Source organism: Spirillospora sp. NPDC049652, assembly GCF_040675125.1.
Classification (GTDB): domain Bacteria; phylum Actinomycetota; class Actinomycetes; order Streptosporangiales; family Streptosporangiaceae; genus Spirillospora.
This window is the reverse complement of the sequence record NZ_JBFAOF010000787.1, coordinates 1-3,482: the sequence shown is the minus strand read 5'-3', so window position 1 is coordinate 3,482 and position 3,482 is coordinate 1. Positions and strand designations below refer to the sequence as shown.

The window sequence follows — 3,482 nt, the reverse complement described above, 5'->3', positions numbered from 1 at the left end:
TGTTGATCGAGCATCGGGGACGACGTCCCGTGGTCCCCGCGTCGGCGTACGTGGCACCGACCGCCGTGCTGTGCGGATACGAGCGCAGCGAGTTCGGGCCGAGCGCCGGGCGGCCGGTCAGCTCCGCGCCGAGCCACGGGTGCCGCAGCAGGACGGCCCGCATCCGCCGCGCGTGGGCGCCCAGGTCGGCGCGCCAGTCGCCGGTCGGGCCGGGCGGCGCGTCCTCGCCCTGGACGGCGTCGATCATCAAGTCGAGCAGCTCGTCCCGGTTCGCGATGTACCGGTACAGCGACGCCGTCCCGGAGCCGAGGTCCTTGGCGACGCGGCGCATCGACACCGCGTCCAGGCCCTCGGCGTCGGCGATCGCAACGGCGCGCTTCACGAACCGCTCCACGCTCGGCGCCCGCCGGCGCGGCTCGCGCCGTTCCTTCGTCCACACCAGTCCGTCCATTGCGGGCATCGTACCGTTGTAGATACTGTGTCGCCATAACGGATACACCGTAACCACAAGGAGCCGTCATGATCCTCGTCGCCGGAGCCGGGACCGTCGGGCTGTCGACCGCGCTGTTCCTCGCCCACCACGGAGCGGACGTCATGGTCGTCGAGCACCGCGAGGGGCCGGACGTCCATCCGCGCGCCACCGGCATCGGCCCCCGCACAGCCGAGCTCTTCCGCGAACTGGGACTCCAGGACGCCGTGAACGCCGCCGCGATCCCCATGACCGGCGGTCTCGGCAAGATCACCGCCTCGACGCTCGCCGCCGCCGACCTGGACGCCCTCGCCGCCGCGGCCCCGCCCGGACCCGTCCGGATGATGGAGCGGTTCGCGGACGTCTCCCCCGCCGCGCTCCGCGGACCCTGTTCGCAGGACCGGCTCGACCGGGTCCTGCTGGCGGCCGCCCGGGAGCGGGGCGTCACGGTCGCCTACTCCACGCCGCTGCTCTCCTTCACCCAGGACGACGCGGGCGTGACCGCCGTCCTGCCTGGCCGGACCGTCCGGGCCGACTACCTGGTCGCGGCGGACGGGGCCCGCAGCGGCGTCCGGGAGGCGCTCGGGATCGGAGTGTCCGGGCCCGGCGCGCTCGCAGGGCCGCTGACCAACGTCCTGTTCGAGGCCGACCTGTCGCCGTACACGGGAGACCACACTTTCGTCACCTGCGACACCGACACCGGGATGCTGGTGACGATCGACGGCGAGCGGACGTGGGTGCTGCACGTCCCGTACGAGGACGGCCTGACGGACGCCCGGTGCCGTGACCTGGTGCGAGCCGCCGTCGGCGACCCTGGTCTCGACGTCCGGGTGCTCGGCGCGGCTCCGTGGCGGGTGCGCGGACAGCTCGCCGACCGCTTCCGGGACGGCCGGGTCTTCCTCGCCGGGGACGCGGCCCACACCGTCCCGCCGGTCGGCGCGTTCGGGATGAACACCGGCGTCGCCGACGCGCACAACCTCGCCTGGAAGCTCGCCGCCGTCACCGCCGACACCACCGCGGATGCCGTTCCCGCCGGGCTCGGTCTGCTCGACACCTATGAGGCGGAGCGCCGGCCCGTCGCCGCGCTCGTGTTGGAGCAGGCGCTCCTGCGGCTGGCCGATCCCAGCCTCCACTGGGGCACGGGTCCCGAGGCCGCCGCCGCGCGCGCCGCCGTCGGCGCCGTCCACGCCCCGGTCGTGCACCTGGGCTACCGGTACGACTCGTCCGCGATCATCGACGCGCGGCCCGGCCTGCCGTCCACCGAGGATCTCGTCCTGGACGGCTCGCCCGGATCGCGTGTCCCGCACGCGTGGGTCGCGGACGGCGTCTCGACGCTCGACCTCGTCGCGTCACGCTTCACGGTCTTCACCAACACCGAGTCGTGGATGAGGGCCGCCGAGGAGGCCGGGCTTCCCGCGCACCTCGTCAGCGCCGACTGGATTCCGGAAGACGGTCTGCTGCTCGTCCGCCCGGACGGGTTCGTCGCCCTGCGCACGTCCGACCCGTCCACCGACCTCCGCAAGGCGGTGCACCGGCTCCTCGGGGGATGAACGGGGTGCGGCGCGGCGCACTCGCGGTCAGAGGCCGAGGTGGGCGGCGGCGACGCGCTTCGGGACGACCATGCGCCACGCGTCGGTGACGAGTTCGCGCATCTCCGGCTCGTCCAGGGCGGCGGTGCGGGCCTCGACCCAGTTGAAGCGCTGGTCGGACACGCTCGGCATCAGGAACTTGGCCGGCTCGGACGCGATCAGCCCGTCCCGCTCCTCCTTCGGGAAGGCGAAGCCCATGAGCGTCTCGTCCCGGGAGAAGGCCACGTAGACGATCGCGCCGACGCGGAACTTCACGCGGTCCCTGATCAGGTGCTCCGAGGTGCGAGGGAGGGGGAGGGCCACGCGCCGGACGTCGTCAACCGTCACCATCCGCCCAGTATGACGTTATGGAATCTTGGTTCCAAAACGTGTTAGCGTCGTCCGCATGGCACGACCGAGGACGTTCGACGAGGCCCGCGCGGTCGAGGCGGCGGTGGACGCGTTCCGCCGCAAGGGGTACGAGGGCACCTCGACCGACGACCTGTGCGCGGCGATGGGACTGGGGCGCAGCAGCATCTACAACGCGTTCACCAGCAAGCACGACCTGTTCGTCCGGGCGCTCACGCGGTACGTGGAGGCGAGGACCGGCGAGAGCACCGAGCTGATGGAGAGCGCCGCGCCGTACCGGGAGAAGGTCGCGGCGCTGCTCGGCGGCGTCATCGCCGAGGAGTGCGAGCAGGGGCTCGGCTGCCTGGTGGTGAACACCAGCGTCGAGCTCGCGCCGCGCGACGCGGAGATCGCGCGGCTGCTGGAGCGCGACTACCGGCGGCGCTTCGAGGTCGCCAAGGCGGCCTGCGAGCGCGCGGTCCGGGACGGCGAACTCGCCGCGGACCGCGACCCGGACACCCTGGCCCACTTCGTCCTCGCCCAGGTCAGCGGGCTGCGCATCGCGGCCCGCTACGGCGCCGGACGTCCGGCGCTGGAGCACATCGCGGCGACGGCGCTCGCCGCCCTCTGATCCCCGTGCCGGCCCGGCGCGGGGTTCGCCGCGCGTTCGTTTTGGAATCTGAAATACAGAATTGGGGTGAGGGCTGATGCCGCTGGCCGTCTGGGTGCTCGGGTTCGCGATCTTCGCGCAGGGGACGTCGGAGTTCCTGCTCGCGGGGCTGCTCGAACCGATGGCGCGGGACCTGCACGTGACCGTGCCGACCGCCGGGCTGCTGATCTCGGCCTACGCGGTCGGGATGGTGGTCGGCGCGCCCGTCCTCGCGATGGCGACGTTGCGCTGGCCACGGCGGCGCTCCCTGCTGCTGTTCCTCGCCGTGTTCGCTGTGGCGCACGTCGTCGGGGCGCTGACGCCCGGGTACGGGGTGCTGTTCGCGTCGCGGCTCGTCGGGGCGGTCGCGTGCGCGGGGTTCTCGAACAGGCCACACCATGACTCACTCTGGCAAGTACGCGCTGCTCAGCGAGTGGGGCCTCCTCCC

Annotated in this window: 5 protein-coding genes; 3 read left to right on the top strand and 2 right to left on the bottom strand. The window is 72.9% G+C overall.

What is annotated here, in order from left to right; all coding sequences use genetic code 11:
* On the bottom strand, positions 1–451 hold a 451-nt coding region (locus AB0J52_RS32580; protein ID WP_500186681.1), incomplete at its 3' end, for a TetR/AcrR family transcriptional regulator.
* Positions 452–519: 68 nt separating this feature from the next.
* On the opposite strand from AB0J52_RS32580, the gene AB0J52_RS32575 reads away from it, so the two are divergent.
* Positions 520–2,019 carry an FAD-dependent oxidoreductase gene (locus AB0J52_RS32575; RefSeq protein ID WP_500186680.1) on the top strand — a complete coding sequence of 500 codons (1,500 nt, stop codon included), beginning with the start codon at positions 520–522 and terminating at the stop codon, positions 2,017–2,019.
* A 27-nt stretch (positions 2,020–2,046) separates the two neighbouring features.
* Here AB0J52_RS32575 and AB0J52_RS32570 read toward each other — a convergent pair whose 3' ends face one another.
* Positions 2,047–2,388, bottom strand: a complete 342-nt coding sequence (locus tag AB0J52_RS32570; protein ID WP_500186679.1) for an MmcQ/YjbR family DNA-binding protein — start codon at positions 2,386–2,388, stop codon at positions 2,047–2,049.
* Positions 2,389–2,443: 55 nt separating this feature from the next.
* Here AB0J52_RS32570 and AB0J52_RS32565 point away from each other — a divergent pair, with 55 nt between their 5' ends.
* Both AB0J52_RS32565 and AB0J52_RS32560 read left to right on the top strand, forming a co-directional pair.
* Positions 2,444–3,016, top strand: coding sequence for a TetR/AcrR family transcriptional regulator (locus AB0J52_RS32565; protein WP_500186678.1), 573 nt, complete (start codon positions 2,444–2,446; stop codon positions 3,014–3,016).
* A gap of 76 nt (positions 3,017–3,092) precedes the next feature.
* A partial coding sequence (locus AB0J52_RS32560; RefSeq protein WP_500186677.1) for an MFS transporter occupies positions 3,093–3,482 on the top strand: 390 nt, incomplete at its 3' end.